Below are 23,437 nucleotides of genomic sequence, written 5' to 3' on the forward strand. Positions count from 1 at the left end.
ACTATTTTATTATATAACGAATGTTCGATATACAAAGATATGCTGAATAAATTATTTCGCAAAACTCCTTTGGCATGGCGCCAGGTAATGAAGGAAAAGACACGTTTGGCTGTAGCTGTAGCTGGTATAGCCTTTGCGGATATTCTTATCTTTGTGCAGATGGGGTTTGAGGCTTCGCTTTATACCAGTGCCACCAAAGCCAACAAAATGCTGGATGGGGATTTGATAGTAGTGGATAGGCAATTTCAAAGTTTATCCACAACAAAAAGCTTTTCCAGAGACAGGCTTTATCAAGTATTGAGTTACTCTGGAGTGAAGTCAGTAAGCTCGATTTATACAGGTATGGGGCAGTGGAAGAATGCTCAAACTGATATCAATCGCGCGATTATGATTTGGGGTATTGAACCAGATGGCGCCAGTTTTAAGTTACCTGAACTGCGTCGAAATGCTTCTGAATTAAAACTCTTGAATTCGGCTCTCTTTGATTTGGCATCACGTCCTGAATATGGAAATGTTGCTGAATCGATACAAAAACAGGGACAAATAGAAGCAAGTTTAAACCGTCGGGATGTCTTAGTGAGCGGTCTTTTTAACCTTGGCACTTCGTTTACTGCTGATGGCAACGTCATTGTTGGTGACTCAACATTTTTGAGGTTATTTCCAGGGCGCCAAGCATATGAAGTTGATGTTGGTTTAATTCAACTGAAACCGGGAGTCAATCCAATATCTATGCGCGCGCAGCTAAGTATGGGACTGCCAAAGGACATAAAAATTTTTACCAAAGAAGAATTCGTTGCTGCCGAAAGACATTATGTTGAGAGTGGGGGGACGATTGGTTTTATTTTCGGACTTGGTGTAATTGTTGGCTTTATCGTTGGCATTGTGATTGTATATCAAATTCTTTATACCGATGTAGCCAACCATCTGCCAGAGTATGCAACTTTAAAAGCAATGGGTTATGGGGATAAGTATTTTATTGGTGTCCTTATGCAAGAAGCATTGTTGTTGGCAGCTTTCGGTTTCATTCCAGGATATTTGGTGTCTGTAGGCATTTATCAAATTGCCTATGTAGCAACGTTATTACCAATTGGGATGACAGTTGAGAGAGCAGTGCATGTGTTCTTGCTAACTGTGGTTATGTGTACTTTTTCAGGCGCCATTGCACTTGGTAAACTTCAATCTGCCGACCCTGCGGATGTTTTTTAGTACTCAATAGCTAACATTTATCATGTTTGAACTACTAACTTATCTTGGCGTAATTGCTTTTGCCGATAGTATCAATCCTACGGCAACTATACTACAAATCTATTTACTTTCCACACCCAATCCAGTCAAACGTTCAGCAACATTTATATTAGGAGTTTTTGTCGCATACTTCATTGCGGGTTGGTTGCTTGCACTGGGTTTTACAAAATTAATTGAGAATATTATCAATTATATTGGTTCGTACATCCACATACTGCAACTCCTAATCGGCGTAGCAATGATAGTATTTGCGTTGAATACTAATCCATATTCATCAGAAAAAGCTATCGATAAGCCAAAAGTCACTAAACCAATTAATACTTTTTTATTAGGACTCAGCGTGACTTTTTTAGAGGCGCCAACAGCTTTCCCCTACATTATAGCTATTGAGCGTATAGTTCAAAGTAAATTGAGTTCCATAGAAGTGATTTTTACACTAATATTCTACAATTTTATTTTTGTATTTCCATTACTAGGTCTGCTGCTAATTTATCTTTTTTATCGAGAACGGTCAGCCCACTTGATTCTTAAAATCGGTTATCAAATCACAAAATACTCACCCAAAATTTTTCAAATACTTTTACTCTTAATTGGCATTTGGTTAATTATTGAATTTATTTTACATAGTCCTAATTATTGAGAATATTTACCGACATTTATTTACCGCAAAATTATAAAAATATAAATGTATTGGTTATTCTCATGGCAGTTACTCTCACTTTTACTACTGTTTATTTGATATAAAAATTACTGTAAATAACTGCCATTCAATTAAAAACATACTAAAGCCTAAAGAAAACCGGGATAAGCTTTTGCAAATACCTTCACTTAAACACTTTGGTCTAAATATGAATTAAACAAAGCCCTTTCTTCTGGAGTTAAACGCTTTGGACGCATTGTCTGCGTGTCAACAAACAAACCTTTTTGAACACCTTCTGCTGCAAGTGCCTTCTTTGGGTTGTAGAAACGAAATTGCAGGGTTGCAGAAGCATTTCGCAACTCAGACAACCAACTCTCTACTTGAACGCGCTCACCTAAATACAAAGGTGATTTGTAGGTAATACTAGTTTGAATCAAAACTGGTGCAAATCCTTGTTTAAAAATTTCATGGGTTGGCATTCCAACTGCTTCAAGCAGTTTGGTTCGCCCAATCTCCATCCAGTTAATGTAAACAGCATTGTTGACATGTCCTATAAAGTCAATTTGGTAGGAGTAAATCTCTAAGTCAAAGAAGATTTTTTGCATGGTCTACTCTTAAATCCTAAAAGATTAAACAATTAATAAGTCACCACTCAGTGACAAAGTATCATAGTCACCAGTAGATTACAAGTGGGCATGAGAAATTTATGACTCGTAACAAAGAAGAAACCAAAGCTCGGATTTTGGCAGCAGTTGGAAAACTATTAGCCGAATCTGGATTTGAGAGCTTGGGAGTGAATGCAATTGCCCGTGAAGCTGGTGTTGATAAAGTTTTAATTTATAGATATTTTGATGGGTTGCCATCTCTGCTCAAGTGTTATGCCAGGGAGGGAGGTTACTGGATGGCGCCTGACGAATTAATTGGTGATGAGTCTACCACTAATGCCGAAACACAGGCAGAATGGATGGTTTATCTGTTGTTAAGATTTTTAAACGATTTAAAGGAACGTCCAGTTACACAAGAAATTTTGAGATGGGAATTACTAGAAAGGAACTCACTCACCCATGAATTAGCCAATGTGCGCGATCAACTAGGTTTAAGTAGCCTGAAATTTCTTGAGGGAAAGGGTTCATTTCCTCAAGATAAAGATATTCCTACAATCAGCGCTATTTTAATTGCAGGAGTTGTCTATCTATTACTACGTACCAAGGTTAGTAATTCGTTTATGGGATTAGACTTTAGTTCGTCTACAGGTTGGCAGCGTGTTGAAGCAGCTCTTGAATCAATTATTCAGTCAACTTTTTTAGAGATTCCATAAATTAGTTTTAATAAACTATAGAAGCGATGTTCTGGCTAAGTTCTCCTTTAATAGAAAGCACAGCAGCATGATAAAGTTATTTATACCAATGTTGATTAAGCTAATGCCCTATGAACCTACCAGATTTTTCATTAAATGGTAAAACTGCTTTAGTGACTGGCGCCACAAGAGGTTTGGGGTTAGAAATTGCCAAATTACTTGCTTTATCGGGTGCTTCAGTTATTATTAATGGACGAAGCGATGAAAGCTTAAATAATGCAGTAGCGATAATCTCTTCTACTGGCGCCACAGTTACTCCATTAAAATTTGATGTTGCTTCAGAAACCGATGTTAAAAAAGCTTTGAGTGATATTAAAGAAAAATATGGACATTTAGATATACTTGTAAACAATGTAGGTATGCGCGACCGTCGTGGTCTTTTTGAATTTGAAATGGATTCAGTGCATAAACTTATCAATACAAATTTAATTGCTCCTTTTAATTTGTCTCGTCAAGCCACACAACTCATGATAGAAAATGGTAAAGGAAGAATAATAAATATGACTTCAATCGCAGGACCTCTAGCTGATGCGGGCGATACCGTTTATACTATGGCAAAAGGGGGACTTGAAGCGTTAACGCGCGCTCTAGCTGCCGAACTTGGAATGTATGGTATTACCGTCAACGCTGTTGCACCAGGATTTTTTGCTACTGAGAGCAATTTAGATGTTGTTGCAGATCAAGAAATTGCAACGTGGCTATCAAAAAGAACTTCTCTTGGTCGTTGGGGAGAACCATTTGAAATTGCTGGTGCAGTTTTATTTTTTGCATCTGATGCTGCATCTTATGTTACTGGTCAAGTTTTAGCAGTTGATGGTGGATATCTTGCCCATCTATAATTATTAAATGTACACAATAAAAAGCACATTGTTTACCTGTACAGTCGCTTGCGAACTCTAGGTAAAACCCTAAATCGACGTTTAAATATTTCAAACTCTTCAGGACTGGGTTGAGTATTCTGCCAAGAGTCTCGCTCTATTAAGCGCTCAGACCATGCCTTTAATTTTGGGTAAGCTAATAAAGATATACCATTGTTGGGTAGCAAAGGTATTACAGACCCTGCAACTACTTCAGCTAAAGTTAATTGCTCACCAGCAAAGAAAAGTGAATCACATAGCAAGCTCTCAAAAAAATCTAAAACTTTTGCGATTTGAGTATTTGCTGACTCTTGCTTCTGTACATCCTTACTTTCTCGAATCAGTAAAATCATACTAGGCAACAATTCGTTCATCGTTACCATTTGAACCATACGCACAACAGCCAAAGCGTTTGGATGGTTAGGTAGCAAAACTGGTATTGGATACTGAGCCTCTAAATAATCAAGAATTGCTAAAGATTCTATAGCTGTAAAATTGTTGTCAACTAAAACAGGAACATGATTAAAGGGACTAATTGCCAAAAAATCAGGTTGAATTTGGTCTCCATCTAGTTTCATTGATACTAGTTGAAACTCAAGCCCTTTTTCTATTAGCATAATCCACACTGGGCGCGAATATACAGATAGAGGAGTGTAATAAAGTTTAAGCATGACAAATCAAATTAGAATTTTACAAGTTCGTCTGCTGTTGAGACAGATTCTACATCAATACACATAAATCCAAGATCCTCAACTTCCTGCCTCATATATTTATTGTAAAATAGGGTACGCTCTATAAACTTTTGAATTAAGTATTTTTCGTCTTCAGATACATTACAAAAATTACTTTCGCGGTTGATTCGGCTTTGAAAAAGTTGGTTAGAAGCTGTAAGCCAAATTGCTTTAACACCCGGAACGCTAACTAAATTCGTTACCAATTTTGGCCATAATGCAGAACCCTCAATTACAACGCATTCCTTTGATTTGTCAGAGACATGAGAATGAACAATAACCTCGACTTGTGGCAACACATTTTTTTCATAATGTGACAATACGTCTAGAAAAAGAGCTTCAACCGACATTTCCCTGTAGTATTCTGCTACATGCTGGGGAATAGCTTTTCCATCTACACCTACCCAAGGTCGTCCGGGATGCCGAGCAAGTTTATCCGTAGAACAATAACTCCAACCAAGCTCTACAGCCAAAGCTTGGGCAAGGGTTGATTTGCCTGCATGAGAAGAACCGCCAATTAGAATCACTCGTGTTTCATTGATTAATTTATTCATAAAGCATTATCTGACGTAAGAAAAAGCCCGAAAGCAACTTGCAATTGTTCCTAAAAGCTTACAACGCGGCGCCTATCAATTATCCAAACAAAAATGATTCGTCTTCTAGATATTTACGGAGGAGCGTTTTAGCAATATGTTCTACATCATCAGAAATAAATTTATGTTCTTCTGGATTACTCAAATGAAAGGAATAATTACCTATTGTTGCCATGATAAAGAATCCTTCTACTGCTTGTAAATAACCATCTGGTAACTTACCAATAGTTTCATAACCTTCAAAAAATGAGGGTCTCACTTGAGGCATTAAGTACTGAATTGACTCACCAATATCATAAAGGTAATGCCCAAACCCACAACGGGCAAAGTCAATCGGTCGAATTTCTTCGTTGTAAAATAAATAATTACCATCATGTAAATCTGCATGAATTAATCCCCAAACATCAGGTGTAGTACCCAACGTTTCCATCATAGCAACAATCTTTTCGGTTGCCACTGTAAGCATCTTGTAATGCTCTGGCAAAACCAAACCCATTGTTACTGCTGGATAAAATGCTTCAAGTGCTGTACGAAAAAGATTTTCATCAAATACTGGACGGACAAAATTTTGTGGTAAGTTCCATTGACTACTATGGCGATGCAGTTGAGCCATTAATAAGCCAAGATTTTTTGCTTGCTGCGGTGTTCGCTCCTTATTAGAGACACTGCCATCAATCCAACGTAGCAACGAACAATTAAAAATATCTTGGGTATCATCTGCCAACACTTGTGTTACCCATCCACCCTCTAAGTTTTGTAATGGCTCTTGCACTATTATATTAGTGTCGCGACGCAAAGCATCAAGCCATTTTAGTTCTGATTCGATAACATCTGGTTTTTGCCATATATCATTCTGTAACCCTGGCAATGCCTGGTGAATGCGGAGGAGGAAATTTGAATCGAGTGTTTCCACGTAAAAGCTTATGTTTCCGCTTTTACCCAAAAACCGAATTTCTGGCGCCATCACAGCATATTGATTGAGTGCAGCAAGAGCAATATGTTCGTAAGTATTAGCGTGAGCCATTATTTACATTACCTAAATTCGTGTTGTATTGCACAACAAATATATCTTAACGTGAAGGGGAGAGTTTCCGCTTTTTGAGTAATATGATGTATTGAATGCTGCTACAATCCACAGATGTTATAGTAAATATTAACTATAAGTTTGCCCCTTTGGAGGCGCCTATATAAGCGTGTGTAATTTACAAATATTTATTAAGTTAATTAAGGAAGTATCATATCTCATCTAGTTCTGCTAATTTAAAACCGTAAAAGTTATGCAAATTACTATAGAAGTTAATTCTCATCTTAGAATCGAATCTGTTCAAGAATTATACGCAAAAGAATTGTATTTATTAGTAACAAAAAATTATGAGTATCTAAAAATTTATCTACCTGCTGTTTTGATGATTAATTCTTTCGATTCTGCGCTTGAGCATATTCGTGATTGTCAAAATTTAGCTTCTAAAAATGAACTTTTAGAATTTCACGTCTTTTGTAAAAACCAACTTTGTGGTGCAATGCGGCTTAATAATTTTGAGCATGAGAATCGTAAAGCTTCAATTGCGTATTTTGTTAGCCAAGAGTTCCAAAATCAAGGTATAATTACACAAAGTGCGAAAGCACTGATTAAATATGCTTTTACACAACTAAAATTACATCGAATCGAGCTTCGCTGCGTTACTACAAATCAACCTAGTATTTCTGTTGCAAAAAAATTAGGTTTCATTCGTGAAGGTGAACTACGTGATGCGGAATATTTAAATGGTTATTTTGTAAACCATTATATTTATAGTTTACTTTCTCAAGAATGTTTATACGACTAAATAAACATAACATAAGACTCAAAGAAGAAAATGCCTCTTGCGTACAAAGCGCGCGCTAAACCTGTGAAAAAATCAGCTTAAAACTATTGCTAATCGCTTAAGACCTAAAACGACAAAATACGTAGGTTGGGTTGAGGAACTTAACCCAACATTTATAAGCTTTACGTTGGGTCTCGTTCCTCGACACCAACCTACAAATTTTCTTAACCGAGTAGTATTGATATCACTATCTTTTTAACCACCAAAAGCGAGAGGAAAGATTAATTTAAGCGCGGCTGTTATTAGTAAATTTACTAAAGCAACAGGTAGCAAAAATTTCCATCCTAAATTTAGTAGCTGATCGATACGAACGCGCGGTACTGTCCACCGAAGAAGAATAGCGATGAATACGAGAAAGTAAGTTTTGAGCAAAGTCATAATTATTCCCAAACAAGCGGTTACAAATTGTAGTATGGGATGAGTTTGACTAATCAAGAGCCAATTAGCTATTAAGTTAATCGGAATTGGAAAATCCCAACCTCCTAAATATAAAATTGATACTAACAAAGCAGATAAAACCAAGTTGACGTAAGAAGCAATATAAAACAGAGCAAATTTCATACCAGAGTATTCTGTTTGATAACCTGCTACAATTTCTTCTTCTGCTTCTGGTAAATCAAAAGGCATTCGTTCGCATTCAGCAAGCGCTGCTATCCAAAATATAATAAAACCTACTGGCTGGCGCCAAATATTCCATCCTAAAATACCGTAACCGGACTGCTGATTAACAATATCAATAGTACTAAGGCTGTTGGACATCATGACTACAGCTAAAACACTCAGAGCAAGGGGAATTTCATAACTAATTGACTGTGCAGCAGCGCGTAATCCTCCTAATAGAGAATATTTATTATTCGACGCATAACCAGACATCAGCAAACCTATAGGCTGAATGCTAGATAAAGCAATCCACAAAAATACACCTATACCAACGTTACCAATAATTAAATTCTGTCCAAAGGGCACAATCAGGTAAGAGATAAATACCGGAAGTATTACGATTATGGGGCCAAGTGTAAATAACCAAGCGTCCGCATTCGCTGGTACTACATCTTCTTTGAATACCAACTTTAAACCATCCGCCACTGGAGCTAATAATCCCAGAGGTCCTATATACTCTGGGCCAATACGTTGCTGTACTGCGGCAGAAATTTTTCGCTCTTGCCATATACACACCAGCACTCCCACCGTTGCAACAATCAACATTAGTACCATTGGTAACGGCATCCAGATCGCTTTTGCGGCGCCAATTGGTACTCCCATATCTACAAGAGATTGGATAAAACTTCCTTGAAAGTCAAGTTCTGTGTTCATTTTGCTTAAATCACGTTTCCTTGTAATAAAGCAAAATCGACGGTTCGTTGTCTTTCAGATTATTCAGATTTTTGTAAGTTATTACTATTTTTGCTGAAACTGTTTAGGAGTTATGCCAAGTAAACGCTTAAAGTGCATATTTAAATGACTTTGATTTGCAAAACCGCAGTAATGTGCGATTTCAGCAATGCTCATTCTTCCTGCTAGCAATAACTGCTTGGCAAGTTCTACCCTGGTACGGATGACAAATTGATGAGGAGTAGCACTTGTTGATGTTTTAAAAAGTTTTAGAAAATAGCGTGGACTCATTTGCACTAATTGGGCTAGTTCTGCCAATCCTATATTTTTACTAAGATGTGCATGAATATAATCAATAACTGTTTGTAACTGGTATCGCGATAATCCCTCTGTATAATCCTGTATCACAGGCTTGTTAATTGAGTATTTTTGTATGATGTGAACAGCTAAAGCGTTCGCCATCGTTTCCACGTATAGGCGACTGGGCTTACTATAATTTTCCAAAGCTGATTTTAACGCTAGTCCAATTTGGTAAACCAATGGGTCAGTAACTGCAAAATGTGGCGCCATTTCTACTTTGTCTGGGTCAAGCGACTCGTAAATTGTACGCTTAAAAACTAATGGTTCAAAGCCAAGTAAAATAGTACTAAAAGTCTTATTCCACCGCGCGCGAGTACTTGTATTTGCCGGAGTAATTACAATATCACCAGAACAAACTTGTTTACAATAAAGGCGCCCATCTAAAGTCTGTTCATACTGAATAGCTTCAGGCACTTGTGTAAAAATAGCAACACCTATTTGTGGAGCGATTACTTCGGGTGTTTCATGAGGTGGTTGATTGTCATATGCATTCGTAACCCCGTCCCAAACTGCTCCAAGGTTTGTTAAAAGTGGCAATCGTGAGTAAACACGCTTATAGCCTACCTCTGTTTCTTTTGAAAAGTCTATATTCAAAGGTTTCTTTTTTGACATTAGTACGTTATGGATTTATTTTTTATTTAAGAGTAACCTTGATTCATGACCGCATCCCCGGACTAAGAAATTTAACTAGTTGCTCTGTTGCATTTTGAATATCTTTGGGGTCTGTACTTTGGAGCAATGCTTCCTGTTGCCCAGCTTCAGTTTGCACTCGAATTAATGCTGCAATTACTAGATCTAACTTCCAATAAAGCTCAGATCGCGACTGAGACGGAAGCGCGCGTTGCAACACATCCAAAAATGCCTCAGTAGACGCAGCAAATTCATTGGCCGCAATACTTTTAATTGGTTCAGGTTCTGTTCGGCAACGCCCCATAAATTGGGCCCGAGTCAGCAGGGTATCTTTATTTTGGACTAAAATTTCTAGGCAGGGTTTTAGTAGTGCAGTTAAGATTGCTTCCACCGATGGCACCTGATCCCCTGCCTGAAGTTTTTCTAGCAGTGCTAATTCTTGCTCAACAACTGGACGAGCAAACCGCGCAACTACGGCTCGAAACAGTTCTTCCTTTGAACCGAAGTGGTAGTGAACGGCAGCCAAGTTGACCTTTGCCTCACTTACCACATTACGTAATGTCGTCCCAGCAAAGCCTCGCTCGGCAAAAAGGCGTTCAGCAACATTCATGATTTGTTCTTTTGTATCACTTGTTGGAGTAACCACAATTTCCTGCATCGGTTTAACCTTGTCAATTGTAATTGAGAACTTGCTAGTTGCCGGGTGAACCAAGTTTTCCAGCTATTTGGGATTTGCACGTTGCAATTTATTCAAACGTGTGTTTGAATGATATCAAACAAACGTTTGAATTAGTGTGTTTAAAGGCAATTTGGCTTTACTAAATCGTTTACTTAAATTCACGAAGTTTAGCATGATGCAAAGTCAAAGGGTCGAAATTATTGGCAAGCGGTCACCAAAAAGGCAGCTTTTAGTCGTTGGTGCAGTGCTTCTGTTGGGTGGAGGGGCATATTCGCTTTGGCAATGGCACATTACCTCTATCCAAACCACTCAACCAGCAGCGGTTCCCAGAGTTCAAAAAACCATAACTGCTTTGGGCTATCTAGAACCAAGTGGTGAGGTAATTAAGCTGTCTGCCCCAAATTCCAGCGGCAGTGCAAATCGCGTTGAGAAACTTCTAGTCAGGAGGGGAGAAGCAGTTAAAGCAGGACAAGTAATTGCTGTTTTGGATAGTTATGACCGCTTGCAAGCATCTCTGGTTCAAGCTACTAAGCAAGTTGCCGTGGCTCAGTCAAATCTAGCTGTGGTTAAAGCTGGTGCAAAAATTGGAGAAATTGATGCTCAAAAGTCTGAGATAGCCAGAGTACGAGCGCAGTCACTAGGTGAAGAACGCGCGCAACGAGAAACTGTAGCAAGGTTAGAAGCGCAGTGGTTTGGTGACAAAGTTGCACAACAAGCAACAGTTAAAAGACTTGAAGCTGAACTAAGCAATGCTTTATCAGAGTTGAATCGTTATCAACAGCTTTACAATTCGGGCGCCATTTCTCAATCGATGTATGACAGCAAGCGTCTGCCAACAAAAACTCTGGCTTCTCAGTTGAGTGAAGCCAAAGCTAACCTTGAACGTACTACTGCAACGGGAAGCAAGCAAATACAAGAAGCAAAAGTAATTTTAGCGCGGATTCAAAATACTAGTAGTAAGCAACTTAGTTCGGCTGTAGCAACACTTTCTAGGATTGCCGAAGTGCGTCCTGTGGATGTAGCGGCAGCCAAGGCGCAAGTGGATGAGGCTAATGCCGCAGTACAACAAGCGCGCGCACAACTGAATCTGGCAACAGTTCGCGCTCCCCAAGATGGCGTGGTGCTAGAGATTCATACCCGTCCAGGTGAACTAATTTCTAGTGAGGGCATTGTTGAACTTGGACAAACGCAGCAAATGACTGCTTTGTTGGAGATCTATGAAACGGACATCAGCAAGGTGAAATTAGGGCAAGCAACTAAACTATTTGCGGACAGTCTACCTGATGGACTCTTTGGTAAAGTCATGGAAATTGGTGTGCAGGTCAAGCGCCAAAACGTAATCAACTCTGACACTTCGGCTAACATAGATGCCCGTGTTGTCGAGGTGCGTGTGCGGCTCGATAGCACCTCTGCTCAAAAAGTCGCAGGACTTACAAATTTACAGGTAACAGGAGAGATTAAACTATGACGTTGATTTTGCAACCGCGCAAGAACCTTTGGCAGGCGCTACAAGATAGAACTCCATTAGGTTGGCTGCAACTGAAGAAAAACAAACCACGGCTGTTAGTTGCGGTGACTGGAATTGGCTTTGCTGATCTATTGATGTTTGCTCAACTCGGAATTCAGGCGGCATTATTTGACAGCAATACAATGCTCAATCGAGGCATGGATGCAGACATAATCATTCGTAGCGCTCAATATCGGGATTTAAATCTGGCGGATACTTTACCTCGGCGCCGTCTTTATCAGATTAAAGATGTACCAGGAGTGCAATCAGCCGAACCCCTGTATATTTCGAGGGTCGTTTGGAGAAATCCTCAGACTCGTCGCAGAACTCAATTAACGTTAGTAGGTCAAAGTCTTGATTATCCCGCATTCACGTTTGATGAAATCAATCAAAATCTTGATAAGCTGGAGCAGGCGGATACATTTTTGTTTGATCGTCTTAGTCGAGGGGAGTACGCGGAGGTTGTTGCCAAAGTTGCAGCAGGGCAATCAACTAGAAGTGAAATTCAACGTCGAACTATTAAAGTAGTAGGACTGTTTTCATTGGGCGCCTCGTTTGCTACTGATGGAACACTCGTCACCAGTCCAGAAAATTTTCTGCGCTTTTTTCCTGAACGTAGTCCAGGACAAATAACATTGGGGTTAATCAAAGTCAACAGGGGTGTTGATCCTAAACAGGTGCTTGCTGAAATTAAAGCCATCTTGCCACCGGATACAATTGCCTCTACAAAACAGCAATATGTAGACTACGAACAAGCGTACTGGCAGAGGACTACACCAATTGGAATTGTCTTTACCTTTGGTACGGTGATGGCATTTGTAGTTGGCACTGTCATAGTATTTCAGATTCTCTCAACTGACGTGAATGATCATATGAGCGAATATGCCACGTTTAAGGCAATGGGGTATCGCGATCGCTATTTGCTGCTAATTGTGTTGGAACAATCTGTGATTCTAGCATCACTTGGGTTTATCCCTGGTTTAGCACTAGCGTTGGGGCAATACGCACTCATTCGTAACTTGGGTGCTTTGCCAATTTCAATGACATTTGCTCGGTTGGCTCTTGTCTTTTCTCTAACGGTTGTAATGTGTGTGGTGTCGGGCATAATTGCGACGAAGAAGCTTCAATCTGCTGATCCAGCCGATAATTTTTAGGAGTCAGGATGAATCCAGTTTCTATAATTACAAACAATTCGACAATTGTTCCATCTTCGGTTATTCAGGTTGAACACTTAGACCACTTTTTTGGCGAAGGTACACTCAAAAAACAGGCTCTTTTTGACATTAATCTTTCTATCAATGCTGGAGAAATTGTCATCTTAACTGGTCCATCTGGTTCAGGCAAAACAACGCTGCTGTCGCTGATGGGTGGTTTGCGCTCTCCGCAATTAGGCAGTCTTCGCATGTTAAATACAGAACTAGTGGGTGCGACAAAAGCCGTTGCAGTCGAGGCGCGTCGCTCGTGTGGGTATATATTCCAGGCACACAACCTCCATAGCAGTCTAACTGCCCAAGAAAATGTGATGATGGGTCTGGAAGTACACGGCGCCTATTCTCGTTCAGAACGACGTAATCTAGCCGTGAACATGCTGGCAGTGGTGGGTTTAGCAGAACGTACTCAATACTATCCAGCAGATCTCTCTGGTGGACAAAAGCAGCGGGTAGCAATTGCCCGTGCCCTGGTCAGCCATCCTCAAATCGTTTTAGCTGATGAACCAACAGCAGCACTTGACAAAAAATCAGGACGCGATGTGGTAGAACTAATGCAAAAACTGGCAAAAGAACAGGGCTGCACAATTTTGATGGTAACGCACGATAACCGAATTTTAGATGTGGCAGATCGCATTATCTACATGGAGGATGGGCATTTAATTGACCAAGCCGAATCAGTGGCAATCGCTGGCTCCTTACACACAAATGAAGCTGTTACTTCTAAAGATACAAATTGCTAAATTAATTCCTCAACTTCAATTGCAAAAATAAACACAAGACTGAATTAATTTATCATGAAAAAAATATGAATTTTATATGAATAAAATTTCCATAGAAGTTAATTCTTCTCTAAAAATTGAATCTGTTCAAGAATTATACGCAAAAGAATTGTATTTGTTAGGTTATAGCGGTTCTTAATCAAGTGAGGTACAGATTAAATTAATAAAGCTCTTGTGGAGTGGGCATCCTTGCCCGCCTTTGTGTACTTCATTAGAACGGAAACCGCTATAGTTTCGTTCTAAAAGCAGTATTATTGGCGCCAGTTAGATAAAGTTCATTTTTCTCTGACAAACGAATTAAAGCTGGGAATATAGTACTTGCTCCCGCTTTTCACAATGCGGCGCCTTAAGCCACCTCTTAACTAGTTTGTAGGCGTACAAGTGTTTGTTGAATTTCTCACTACTACAACTTTTTTAAAGCACTGCCCTCGCCTAGTAAATTTTTCGCTAAGAAGCCATTGCAATGAATCTCTATCAAGCGCAGGCTCAATTCGATTCAATAAAAAAAATTCTGCATCTAAAATTGTTGGCATTTGGCTATAAAAATCATTCCAATTTGACCATTCGCCCTGTCTTTTTATTTCCCTTGATTTTCTTGCTACTGCATTCCATAATTGTTCCATCTGGAAAACACTAAGATTATAAGGAGCAATAGTAAGCGGTACTTGTTCATCAATTAAAGTTCTTAATGCGGCTGTCTCCCCAGGACAAGCAGAAAATAAATTTGTCCAAGCATTTTCTGTTTCTATAACAACCCCTATTTCTCTATGAGCGGAATCTAAATTGCGCCAGTCTTTCATTCTCTCTAATTGCTCCGGAGTTTTCAACAGTTTATCACGCAGGGCGTTGGCAGTATTTTTTACTTCATCAATGTGGATAATACCATTATTATCAATATACAAGGCATCTGCTTCGGATATAGGGTTAATTTTAACTTTTATTAAGCCTAACGTGTAGTCGTTACCCTTTTTTGCACTTGTAAAAATTAAGGAATTTTCAGCCACTGTACCTAAGTGGACAAGACGATTGGCATGACGTAGTTCAGCAAATACCTGGTTAAATTCATCTATTGTCTTAGCTGATTTTAATTTACTGATAATTGCCTGCAAGTTCTGAGCTATGATAGTAAGTTGACCATGTTATTGTCAACAAAATTCCTTAATTAGGAAATCTTATGTTGAAACGCATTTATATTGACAACTTTCGCTGTCTAGTCAATGTTGAACTTAACGTTGACTCAATTAATTTGTTTCTAGGTTCTAATGGAACAGGAAAATCAAGCGTATTTGAAGTTTTGCAAAAAATTCAGTTGTTTATTAATGGTGATAGTAAAGTTGAGACTATTTTTAAAGCTAAAGACTGTACTCGTTGGCAAATATTAAAAAAACAGAGGTTTGAATTAGAAATATTCGGTAATAATGGTATTTATAAGTACGAGTTAGGGATTACTCATGAAAATAAAGATAACAGTCGAGTTGAATACGAACGATTATGGTATGATAATCAACCTTTACTAAAATTTGAGCAAGGGGAAGTTCAAACTTATAAAGATGATTATTCAAGAGAATCACAATACTCTTTCAATTGGTCGCAGTCAGTTATAACTTCACTACTGCCAAAAGCTGATAATACAAAGTTAATTTGGTTTAGAGAACGAATAGCACGATTTATAATTGTACGAGTTATTCCAAGTTTAATGCATGATGAGACTCATCAAGAAGAAACATATTTAACTAGTCAAATGGAAAATTATGTTTCTTGGTATCGGTATCTCTCTGAAGACCAAGGAAAAGTAGCTGAACTAGGAAATATTTTAAAAGAAGTACTTGATGGCTTTCAAAACTTTAAGTTTGAAAGAGTAAGCGAGCAAAGCTTAGTGTTAAAACTACGCTTTTCAGGAGAAACAGATGCAAGTAAAACTATTGACTATCGGCTTGGAGAATTATCTGATGGGCAAAAAACCTTAATTGCTCTGTATACACTTATTCATGGTACAAAATCAGAAGACTATACATTGTGTATAGATGAACCTGAAAACTTTTTAGCTTTACCTGAAATTCAACCTTGGTTAGTTGAACTTTATGACCTTTGTAGCGATGGAAAACTTCAAGCGCTACTAATTTCTCACCATCCAGAATTAATTAATTATCTTTTAGCTTCACCAATTGGTTACTGGTTTGAACGTCAAGCTAATACTCCTGTTCGGGTCAAACGTATCGGTAGTGGAATATTAGATAATTCTGGATTACCCGTTTCTGAATTAATTGCACGGGGATGGTTGAATGAGTCAGCGTAGAGTTCAAATGGTTATTCTTTGTGAAGATAGACAGCAAGAGGTTTTTGCTCGTTTGTTTCTTAAAAAGCGTGGTTTCACAGGTTTATTTCGAGCTAAAATTTGCCCCCCCAAGTAGCCAATCAGGAGAGCAGTATGTACGCACTCAGTACCCGGTGGAAGTAAAAGCATATCGTCAAAATAGAAATCGCGTATCAATTGGATTAGTTGTATTGATTGACGCAGATACAAGCACACCACAGGAAAGACTCGATTGGTTAGCTCGTACCCTTGCGGATGATGAGCAGCAAAATCGCCAACCAGACGAGGCAATTGCAATATTTGTCCCTAAACGTAATATCGAGACTTGGATACATTATCTACAAGGAGAAAGCGTAAATGAGGAAGATACTTACTCAAAATTTCCTAACAATGAAGCGAATTGTAAACCCAGTGTTGAAAACCTTGCCGAACAATGTCGTTCCCAAAATATTTTAAAGGAGGCGCCTCCCTCACTTCAACTAGCTTGTGGAGAATTACAACGCTTGTTACAACTTCTATAGCTTGATTTATACAAATTATTTACTATTATGGCTTTTTTTTCGGATTAGGAAACTTCCATGTCAAAATCAAGCCATTGAGTTCCACGGACACATTTCTACTTTTGGCATCGTTATAAGCATCAATAGCTTCAGCCTCAGTATAAAGTTCAAAATGTAAACCTTCTTCGCTTGGATACACTCGTTTTCCACCAAACTCTTTTCGTATCATAAGCACTTTCACTCCCTTAAATATTTAATTACATCTATATATAATAGAGAATTATACAACTCGAATCGGAGACAACAACGCTTCAACCCATTGTTCATCAGCTTTCGACAATGCAGGTGATGGAACAGGCTGGTGATAATCTATACGTGTTGCGTAACGCGCACGTTCATACACACCATTAAATACTTCTTGTAAATTTACTAAAGGTTCTACTTGATTAAGCTTTAAAGGTATAGGGAAAGTTGGTAACTGCTGTTGCAGGGAAACACGGTAAAGTTCTGCTGCGGGACGTTGATGGCTACGACTAACTAAGATTCTATACGCGGTTGTTGTTTGCATTCCTAGAATTTCCATTGGTTTACCAGCTCGTAACAAATCTAGTTCGATTAAATTAGTAGCACTGCCTAAAATTGCTCGTCGTTTTTTCTCATAAGCAACTCGACCATCACTAGCTCGCTTATTTTTTGGAGATAAAAGTTAAATCACGGTAATAACTTCATCTGTTACCATCTCACGCACTTCTAAATAACGCTCATTAACTGAAACTGACATTGTTTGATAAGTTCGGGTTTCAACTTCAACATAATACTCGGAACTTAGCTGTGGTTCAATTGCATCTGCAATAGCTACGATAAGTCGGCTATGAAACGAAGACCAAAAAGTAGGCTGTTCAAGGTATGGATCCATGCCGGGAAATGGTGAGGGCATATGTAAAACTTCCATCACACAAACTTTTTTCTAGTATACAAGTTCTTTGCGGCTTTAGGGTTAGGCGCCTTTGTGATTAACTGTCAACTCTTAAGTGGTCTTTGCGTCTCTGTGGTAGAAAAACTATATCACTGCACAGGCAAGATGCCTGTGCTACAAGATGGCAAAATTAAGCGCTATATATATATTTCTTGTGAAGGTGGGAATAATAAGCGCATACGACTACTGTTTATCGGGGAAAAGACACTTTGTATGGCTGACGTGAAAATAATCCGTGCGGCCTTTCGTGAAATTCAAAAGCTTCCACCTGCTGACCTGCAAAGGATTTATCAGATTTTGCATCGGTTGAGTCAGGGAGATGAAAGACAAACGAAAGCGCTAAAAGGTTTTGATAATTTATTGCGAACTCGCTCTGGCAAGTGGCGCGTTATTTGGCATCGTGCAGATAATAATGTTGTTGTTATCAAAGCTGGGTTGCGCGATAGTGTTTATGATCATGCTTTTGACGAGCGAGAATGTTCGCACACAAACGTGATTGAAGAACTTTTGCACCCACAAGGTACTGCATTAGAGGAAAACCCAGCATATCAATGGAATCGAGAGCAAGATACCGATTGGTACAGGTTTGTGTATGGTAGCTATCGGTACTCACCGATTTTGACAAATTACCAGCGCAATATTTTAGATGAACCTTTACGAATATTGTGTTCGCAGTATCAACTATCAACGGTACATGAGTTTGAAGATAGTTCGTGCATTGTTATTCAAAGCGCACCTGGTACTGGTAAGACGGTTTGTGCAACTTTATTCGCTTGCGAAATTCACCGTAATTTTGGGTGGAATACAATGTTGATTGTACCGGAAGCTTTGCGACGTGATATTTCCGAATTTTCTGAAGTTAAAACAGCAGCAACTCAAGAAAATTTTTGGTTAGGCACGTTTCCGCAGTGGTTGACTAAAATTAATCCTGAGTTTAAAAACCGTCTAGCTTCAGGACAAGAAGAGCTAGATGCATTAAAGCAAGCACTGAAATATAGTCGTAAAACTGATATTACAACAGATGACGTTTTATTATACCAAGCTTTTGTATTAGATGAAAATCAAAATAAAGCCAATGATAAAAACGTTATGTATCAAGTAAACTCACACCGAGTTGAAAACTTATTGAAAATTAGTAAAAAGCATTTTTATAAAGCTTTATCTTGTCGTATTTCACGGTCAGATGCAGCGAAAATATTACAGAATTCACTCAATATTAACCCTAGCAATTCTGAATGCACTTTATTAATAGTAGATGAAACACAAGATTATTTATTAAGCGAGTTACAAGCTATTATTTCAGTATGTAAATCATGGGCTGCTCAAGGACATCAAACATATTTATGGCTGTTAGGTGATTTAAATCAACGCATTCAAGCTACTGATTTTAACTGGGGACAGCTACATATAAAAAACTCTATTGAATTAGTACGTAATTACCGTAACTCACGCCAAATATTAGAATTTGCAAATCAATTTTGGGAAGTAGCAAAAACAATTACATCTGAAAATAAATGTAAAGAGCTACCATTACCCGCGAATCCTAAACACGCTTTTGAAACTGGTGAAAGTGTAAAATTATTAGAATGTGCATCTAAAGAAGAAGCTATTTTATTTTTAGACAAGCTTGCAGGAGAGTGTGGTAACGAAGAAAATCGTCGTTATTTACTGCGTGACTTAGCAAAAGCTGTTAAAGTACTTTCTAATAAAGCATTAAACTCGAACGATAATTTAGTAATTCTCAATCCAGAAAAAGCTAAAGGTCGTGAATTTGAAGCTTGTGTAGCTTTTTGCTTGTTTGAAGGTGAAGAAAAACCAACTCTAGAAGAAAGTTTTCAGTGGTATACGCTTTTAACCCGTGCGCGTTCCCGTTTATTAGTAGTTGTAACAACGTCGGAAATGAGGCGCCTTTTTGACAATGGCTATAACTTTTTTCAGCAATGTGAAATAATCGATACTCAAGGCGCCATAAATTGGATTAGTGAAATTGTCAGTGATGCCGACTTAAACCAAATTACCGATGACGTACAACAACGTCTACTCAAACGTTGCGAAACAGGTTATCTATATTGGGATAGTTACTTAGCACTGCAATTTGCTGGAGTAGAAAACGCAGAACTATATATATGGGAAACCCAAGCCATAACACTATTAAAAAAACATACACATGAACACTTAAACAACGAACTCCAAAAAACTCAAAATATCCACCTGCGCTGCTTACTATTACGCGCAATGGGATTATCTTGGCAAGCAGTAGAAGAAGCAGAACTATTAAAAAATACCGACTTCCAAGAGTATAAATACTTATTAAAAAGTATAGCCAAAGACCTAGAAGCAAAAGGTTTACCTTATGAAGCAGCGCGCGTCAGGTCACATATATATGATGGCAACTACCAACAAAATCTAAGCTTTTGGCAAGATATCAACACTCAATCAAACGACAAACAGCCACTAGTAACACTACTATGTAAATCATTTACATCACGTCTAAATAATCTATTATTAAAAGGAGAAAATTAAATGAAATTACATACAGATGCAGAAATAGCCAAACAACTAGAAGAACTTTGGCATACCATCGAACGAGGAATTACAACAGCGAACAACGCAGTCAAACAAGCTGCCAACATTCACACAGCCATTATAGAAGATAACAGCAAAATAGAACAATTAAAATCAGACACATTCTCATTCTCACAAACTGTCAAAAACAACATCCAAGAAATCCAAGAACAACAAGTCAAACTAGAAGCAAATATCAGTACAATCCATGAAATTCGTAACGAAATAGCATCATACTTAGAGCAAATAGGAAATTACCAAACTGTACTAGATTCATTTAGACAAGGGCTAAAAATTGTTATAGACAGCGTAGACGCAACAAAAACTCAAGCGCAACAACTAGAAGCAATCTTACCAGCATTTACCAAAGACTTGCCTCAACAACTAGAACACATCAACCAACTAGCAGCGCAAATCGAAACAACCAAACAAGAAATAGTCAGATACCAAGAAAAAACTCAAACACAAACCAACGAAGTATCTCAAGCACACTCACAAATCCAAACCATAAAAACCGAAATTCAAACAATAATAACCGACTTTGGAGGAAAACAAGCACTAGACAACATACGTCTAGATAACCAAACCATCCACAACCAGCTTCAGCAAGTGCAAACAGAAATCGAACGATTAAATCAAAAACTAGAAACTCAATCAAAAAAGCAAAAACAATTCAACACCTGGTTACTAGCTCTCTCCCTTTGTTCAGCAGTAACCCTCATCCTATCAATACTACATTAACCCCTCTTGTGGCACAGGCATCCTGCCTGTGCAGTCCAATATATATAAATACAGCAGATTGCGCGTTTATACGGTACATGTAGAGACGCGATTAATCGCGTCTCTACAAGGTTTTGGGTATTATTTATATACCTCATGTACCTGAAACTTAATGTATTTTCCTACTCGCATGGGACTGTAAGTTCCCATGCTAATAGCAGAAGTCCTCTATAAGAGGACTAAAAATAAATGTTACTTTTACTACTTTCTATTAACTAAACAGATATAGCGGTTCCTATTCAAATGAAGTACACAATCACGGTTCGGGATGCCCGTTCCACAAGAGTTTTATTAACTTAATTTGTACCTTACTTGATTGAAAAATACTATAAGGCTTTTCTACAAGTGTTCTACGTATACAATTAAACTAGAGACAATATATATAGGTAGCAAACAATGCCAGCACAGTTTAAGTACGTAATGCTGATGGTGAAGGATGTGCCCGCAGCAGTAAAATTTTATAGCGAAGGTTTAGGATTAACTGTAAAAGTTTCTACACCTGGGTGGGCTGAAATCGATGCTGGTGGTACTACTATCGCTTTTCATGGCGCCGAGTCTGATGCCGAAACAGGCGACTCACCAATTTTAAGCTTTAACGTCGATGATATTCACCAAGTCATTGCCACACTTGAAAACATGGGAGCAAAATTAGAAGGACGAGTTCGCGAACCGTCGTTCGGCAAAGTTGCTGCTGTGCGTACCCCCGATAAGCATTTATTAAGTTTATTGCAACCATCAACGGTAGGCGCCACCGCTTAATTTAAATAAATTCTCGTGGCACAGGCATCCTGCCTGTGTAGTCTTTAAAGCACACCATAAATATACATCACTAGCTAATCAAAAAGTTATATATACATCTAATTATCTCAACTTTGCACTGCAAAATCTTCTACCTCAATACCCCAATTTACCCAACAAATAGCCTCACGTGCGGATGTCATATCTGGTGGGACACGCAGCATATGAATACTTCCAGTACTAAGGCAAGTCATTTTTAACAAACACATCGGTTCTTGCAATATAGAACCACGTCGATTTAATTCTGTGTAGTTATCAATCTTTAATAAAGTATACTCAAGCCTTGTATCTAACGAGGGCGGCGCCTAATTCTTCACAAATGTGTTCATACCCAATACCTTGAATGAGAACTCTTCGTAATTCAGCGTTCCGCTCTTCAAGCAGTCATAGTAGAATTTTCTGACATCACACATTACTCGTAAAATAGGACGATAACTGGTATACTTCTACTATTCCCATATTGTGTTAATAATGCTCACAATTCTGTAGATAAAAAAATAGGTATCAAAATAAACCAAATGTCTAATTTACTTCAAAGAATTACAGTTAATCCTAAACAATGCGGTGGGCGCCCTTGCATCCGTAGCATGATAATTCGTATATCTGACGTTTTAGACCTATTTGCTGCGGGTTTGAGCAGTGAACAAATATTAGAGGAAATGCCTGACCTTGAGATAGACGATTTAAAAGCAATACTTGATGGAAGCAGCACGCAAACTTAACTATCCAATGGTAGCGTGGCAATAGTTAAAACGTTATATATACCTAATACCCAAACGTGAGCAACGTATAAACACTAGGAGTATTCAATATGAGAATTAAAGGAATAAAGCGAGGTAAAAATATAGAATTGCTTGAGGAAATTGCTATTCCAGATGACCAAGAAGTTATATTAGAAATTTCCAATACAGAAGTTTTGAGAACTTATAAGCTTGAAGTATTACAAAAATCAGCAAGTCAACAAGATAAATTAGATGATTCTGAAGATATTATCATAAATAATTTTATGAATATAAGTGAATCAGCACTTGATGAGTATTGGCTTAATGAAGAGGAGGATGAAGCTTGGAAAGACCTGTAGAATATCTGACTAAAGGTGATGTCATAGTAATTAATTATCCTTTTTCAGATGGTTCAAATAGTAAAAAGAGACCTGCTTTACTTGTTGCTACATTTGGAAACAATATAATCGTTTGTGTTATTACTAGTAAATCTGGTAGAGAAAAAGAAATTAAATTAGAAGATGAAGATTTTTTAATTGGCAAATTAGATCTAATCTCCTATATACATCCTGATGCAATTTATACTGCTAAAAAAAGTACAGCGATACGGAAACTAGGTAGTCTCAAAGATGGAAAAATAAACGAAGTGACTACAGCAATTATAGAAATTTTACAACAGGCGCCAAGTTCTCCACCTCCAGCATCTAAAGCTTTAGAACGCGGTAAACCTCCTAAAAACGAGTGATAGTTATTAATTACTACTCATCATCTCAACTTTGCACCGCAAAATCTTCTGGTTGAATACCCCAGTTTACCCAGTAAATAGCCGTGCGCGCGGAAGTCATATCAGGTGGAACGCGCAATATATGAACATGGCCAGTACTAGGACAAACCATTTTTAACAGACACATCGGTTCTTGCAGTGCAGAACCACGTCGATTTAACTCTATATAGTTATTAATCTTTAATATGGATTACTGAATATACATAACGGCA

At 38.2% G+C, this 23,437-nt stretch carries 25 protein-coding genes and 2 pseudogenes; 16 read left to right on the top strand and 11 right to left on the bottom strand.

All coding sequences use genetic code 11. The annotated features are described in order from the left end of the window. Nucleotides 1-39 precede the first annotated feature (39 nt). Together devC (DSM106972_RS38745) and DSM106972_RS38750 are read left to right on the top strand one after the other, a co-directional pair. Nucleotides 40-1,206 (top strand): ABC transporter permease DevC, encoded by a 1,167-nt coding sequence (gene devC / locus DSM106972_RS38745; protein WP_127085689.1) that lies wholly within the window; start codon nt 40-42, stop codon nt 1,204-1,206. A gap of 22 nt (nt 1,207-1,228) precedes the next feature. Further along, nucleotides 1,229-1,885: a GAP family protein gene (locus tag DSM106972_RS38750; RefSeq protein WP_127085690.1), complete on the top strand. Its 657-nt coding sequence runs from the start codon at nt 1,229-1,231 to the stop codon at nt 1,883-1,885. 188 nt (nt 1,886-2,073) lie between these two features. Here DSM106972_RS38750 and DSM106972_RS38755 read toward each other — a convergent pair whose 3' ends face one another. Then, nucleotides 2,074-2,490, bottom strand: a complete 417-nt coding sequence (locus DSM106972_RS38755) for an acyl-CoA thioesterase (protein ID WP_127085691.1) — start codon at nt 2,488-2,490, stop codon at nt 2,074-2,076. A 101-nt stretch (nt 2,491-2,591) separates the two neighbouring features. Between DSM106972_RS38755 and DSM106972_RS38760 the strand changes: the two genes are divergently transcribed. Both DSM106972_RS38760 and DSM106972_RS38765 read left to right on the top strand, forming a co-directional pair. Continuing rightward, nucleotides 2,592-3,203, top strand: coding sequence for a TetR/AcrR family transcriptional regulator (locus DSM106972_RS38760; RefSeq protein WP_127085692.1), 612 nt, complete (start codon nt 2,592-2,594; stop codon nt 3,201-3,203). A 110-nt stretch (nt 3,204-3,313) separates the two neighbouring features. Then, on the top strand, nt 3,314-4,081 hold the full coding sequence (locus DSM106972_RS38765; protein ID WP_127085693.1) for an SDR family oxidoreductase: 768 nt from the start codon (nt 3,314-3,316) through the stop codon (nt 4,079-4,081). A 32-nt stretch (nt 4,082-4,113) separates the two neighbouring features. Here the strand turns inward: DSM106972_RS38765 and DSM106972_RS38770 are convergent, their stop codons facing one another. From DSM106972_RS38770 to DSM106972_RS38780, 3 genes are all read right to left on the bottom strand, one after another. Then, nucleotides 4,114-4,770, bottom strand: coding sequence for a glutathione S-transferase family protein (locus tag DSM106972_RS38770; RefSeq protein ID WP_127085694.1), 657 nt, complete (start codon nt 4,768-4,770; stop codon nt 4,114-4,116). A gap of 11 nt (nt 4,771-4,781) precedes the next feature. After that, complete coding sequence (locus tag DSM106972_RS38775) at nt 4,782-5,357, bottom strand: 2-phosphoglycerate kinase (protein ID WP_233787956.1); 576 nt, start codon at nt 5,355-5,357, stop codon at nt 4,782-4,784. Between the two features lie 106 nt (nt 5,358-5,463). Next, nucleotides 5,464-6,447, bottom strand: a complete 984-nt coding sequence (locus DSM106972_RS38780; RefSeq protein WP_127085696.1) for a phosphotransferase enzyme family protein — start codon at nt 6,445-6,447, stop codon at nt 5,464-5,466. 253 nt (nt 6,448-6,700) lie between these two features. Between DSM106972_RS38780 and DSM106972_RS38785 the strand changes: the two genes are divergently transcribed. Next, nucleotides 6,701-7,249, top strand: coding sequence for a GNAT family N-acetyltransferase (locus DSM106972_RS38785; protein ID WP_127085697.1), 549 nt, complete (start codon nt 6,701-6,703; stop codon nt 7,247-7,249). A 234-nt stretch (nt 7,250-7,483) separates the two neighbouring features. On the opposite strand, the gene nuoH is transcribed toward DSM106972_RS38785, so the two are convergent. From nuoH to DSM106972_RS38800, 3 genes are all read right to left on the bottom strand, one after another. Next, complete coding sequence (gene nuoH / locus DSM106972_RS38790; RefSeq protein WP_127085698.1) at nt 7,484-8,602, bottom strand: NADH-quinone oxidoreductase subunit NuoH; 1,119 nt, start codon at nt 8,600-8,602, stop codon at nt 7,484-7,486. An 84-nt stretch (nt 8,603-8,686) separates the two neighbouring features. Next, nucleotides 8,687-9,592: a helix-turn-helix domain-containing protein gene (locus tag DSM106972_RS38795; RefSeq protein ID WP_127085699.1), complete on the bottom strand. Its 906-nt coding sequence runs from the start codon at nt 9,590-9,592 to the stop codon at nt 8,687-8,689. A gap of 43 nt (nt 9,593-9,635) precedes the next feature. Further along, the gene (locus DSM106972_RS38800; protein WP_127085700.1) at nt 9,636-10,268 is read right to left on the bottom strand and encodes a TetR/AcrR family transcriptional regulator; all 633 of its coding nucleotides are present in this window, start codon (nt 10,266-10,268) and stop codon (nt 9,636-9,638) included. 193 nt (nt 10,269-10,461) lie between these two features. Here DSM106972_RS38800 and DSM106972_RS38805 point away from each other — a divergent pair, with 193 nt between their 5' ends. The 3 genes from DSM106972_RS38805 to DSM106972_RS38815 are packed head-to-tail and all read left to right on the top strand — an operon-like array spanning nt 10,462 to nt 13,747. Further along, nucleotides 10,462-11,757, top strand: coding sequence for an HlyD family efflux transporter periplasmic adaptor subunit (locus DSM106972_RS38805; protein WP_127085701.1), 1,296 nt, complete (start codon nt 10,462-10,464; stop codon nt 11,755-11,757). Further along, nucleotides 11,754-12,950 (top strand): ABC transporter permease DevC, encoded by a 1,197-nt coding sequence (devC, locus tag DSM106972_RS38810; RefSeq protein WP_127085702.1) that lies wholly within the window; start codon nt 11,754-11,756, stop codon nt 12,948-12,950. The genes DSM106972_RS38805 and devC (DSM106972_RS38810) overlap by 4 nt, the downstream gene beginning before the upstream one ends. An 8-nt stretch (nt 12,951-12,958) precedes the next feature. Further along, nucleotides 12,959-13,747, top strand: a complete 789-nt coding sequence (locus DSM106972_RS38815; protein ID WP_127085703.1) for a DevA family ABC transporter ATP-binding protein — start codon at nt 12,959-12,961, stop codon at nt 13,745-13,747. Between the two features lie 401 nt (nt 13,748-14,148). Here the strand turns inward: DSM106972_RS38815 and DSM106972_RS38820 are convergent, their stop codons facing one another. Then, nucleotides 14,149-14,895, bottom strand: coding sequence for a hypothetical protein (locus DSM106972_RS38820; RefSeq protein WP_127085704.1), 747 nt, complete (start codon nt 14,893-14,895; stop codon nt 14,149-14,151). 65 nt (nt 14,896-14,960) lie between these two features. Between DSM106972_RS38820 and DSM106972_RS38825 the strand changes: the two genes are divergently transcribed. Then, complete coding sequence (locus tag DSM106972_RS38825; RefSeq protein WP_127085705.1) at nt 14,961-16,082, top strand: AAA family ATPase; 1,122 nt, start codon at nt 14,961-14,963, stop codon at nt 16,080-16,082. Between the two features lie 68 nt (nt 16,083-16,150). Next, the gene (locus DSM106972_RS38830; protein WP_233787188.1) at nt 16,151-16,621 is read left to right on the top strand and encodes a hypothetical protein; all 471 of its coding nucleotides are present in this window, start codon (nt 16,151-16,153) and stop codon (nt 16,619-16,621) included. Nucleotides 16,622-16,646: 25 nt separating this feature from the next. Here the strand turns inward: DSM106972_RS38830 and DSM106972_RS38835 are convergent, their stop codons facing one another. From DSM106972_RS38835 to DSM106972_RS55565, 3 genes and pseudogenes are all read right to left on the bottom strand, one after another. Next, nucleotides 16,647-16,829, bottom strand: coding sequence for a hypothetical protein (locus DSM106972_RS38835; RefSeq protein WP_127085706.1), 183 nt, complete (start codon nt 16,827-16,829; stop codon nt 16,647-16,649). A 51-nt stretch (nt 16,830-16,880) separates the two neighbouring features. Continuing rightward, a pseudogene (locus tag DSM106972_RS55560) lies at nt 16,881-17,294 on the bottom strand (DUF4058 family protein); the annotation flags it as partial. Nucleotides 17,295-17,306: 12 nt separating this feature from the next. After that, complete coding sequence (locus DSM106972_RS55565; protein ID WP_325052262.1) at nt 17,307-17,537, bottom strand: DUF4058 family protein; 231 nt, start codon at nt 17,535-17,537, stop codon at nt 17,307-17,309. 144 nt (nt 17,538-17,681) lie between these two features. Here DSM106972_RS55565 and DSM106972_RS38845 point away from each other — a divergent pair, with 144 nt between their 5' ends. The 6 genes and pseudogenes from DSM106972_RS38845 to DSM106972_RS38875 all read left to right on the top strand — a co-directional run bounded on the left by DSM106972_RS38845 (nt 17,682) and on the right by DSM106972_RS38875 (nt 23,186). Continuing rightward, on the top strand, nt 17,682-20,099 hold the full coding sequence (locus tag DSM106972_RS38845) for a hypothetical protein (RefSeq protein ID WP_233787189.1): 2,418 nt from the start codon (nt 17,682-17,684) through the stop codon (nt 20,097-20,099). Then, the gene (locus DSM106972_RS38850; protein ID WP_127085707.1) at nt 20,100-20,882 is read left to right on the top strand and encodes a hypothetical protein; all 783 of its coding nucleotides are present in this window, start codon (nt 20,100-20,102) and stop codon (nt 20,880-20,882) included. A gap of 435 nt (nt 20,883-21,317) precedes the next feature. After that, nucleotides 21,318-21,680, top strand: coding sequence for a VOC family protein (locus DSM106972_RS38855; protein WP_127085708.1), 363 nt, complete (start codon nt 21,318-21,320; stop codon nt 21,678-21,680). A 557-nt stretch (nt 21,681-22,237) separates the two neighbouring features. After that, nucleotides 22,238-22,466 (top strand): annotated as a pseudogene (locus tag DSM106972_RS38865) (DUF433 domain-containing protein). Between the two features lie 64 nt (nt 22,467-22,530). Then, the gene (locus DSM106972_RS38870) at nt 22,531-22,800 is read left to right on the top strand and encodes a hypothetical protein (protein ID WP_127085709.1); all 270 of its coding nucleotides are present in this window, start codon (nt 22,531-22,533) and stop codon (nt 22,798-22,800) included. Further along, nucleotides 22,785-23,186: a type II toxin-antitoxin system PemK/MazF family toxin gene (locus DSM106972_RS38875; protein WP_127085710.1), complete on the top strand. Its 402-nt coding sequence runs from the start codon at nt 22,785-22,787 to the stop codon at nt 23,184-23,186. The genes DSM106972_RS38870 and DSM106972_RS38875 overlap by 16 nt, the downstream gene beginning before the upstream one ends. Nucleotides 23,187-23,437 lie beyond the last annotated feature (251 nt).

The organism is Dulcicalothrix desertica PCC 7102 (assembly GCF_003991905.1).
GTDB lineage: Bacteria > Cyanobacteriota > Cyanobacteriia > Cyanobacteriales > Nostocaceae > Dulcicalothrix > Dulcicalothrix desertica.